Source organism: Undibacterium sp. SXout7W (genome assembly GCF_049339385.1).
Lineage (GTDB): Bacteria > Pseudomonadota > Gammaproteobacteria > Burkholderiales > Burkholderiaceae_D > Undibacterium.
Window position 1 is genome coordinate 1 of the sequence record NZ_JBMPPF010000125.1, and the last position, 319, is coordinate 319.

At 62.4% G+C, this 319-nt stretch carries 1 protein-coding gene; it reads left to right on the plus strand.

All coding sequences use genetic code 11. From position 1 onward, the window contains the following. Positions 1–37: 37 nt before the first annotated feature. The coding region (locus ACO0LB_RS20770; RefSeq protein WP_423052623.1) for a hypothetical protein at positions 38–319 on the plus strand (282 nt) is incomplete at its 3' end.

The window sequence follows — 319 nt, forward strand, 5'->3', positions numbered from 1 at the left end:
GCCGGTACACATCGATAACCTGAAAGACTGACCCCGCATGGCCGACGCTAAGCTGCTCGCCGAATTTGACGCGCTTGAATTCAACGAAAAAATGATACTGGCGCTGCTCGCCCTGGCCGGCGAGCCGGTGGGACGCACGGCCATCCTCGATCACCTGAACCACGCCCGCATCGAAGACAAGGACGGCAACGCTTATGGCGTCGGCACGCTGGACGAATCGATGCGCAAGCTGGAGCGGCTGGCCTTCATCAGCGTGGTGACGGGACGCGGCTTCGTCTGCAATCCCAAGCTGCGCTGGCCGGCGATGTGCGCCTCCATC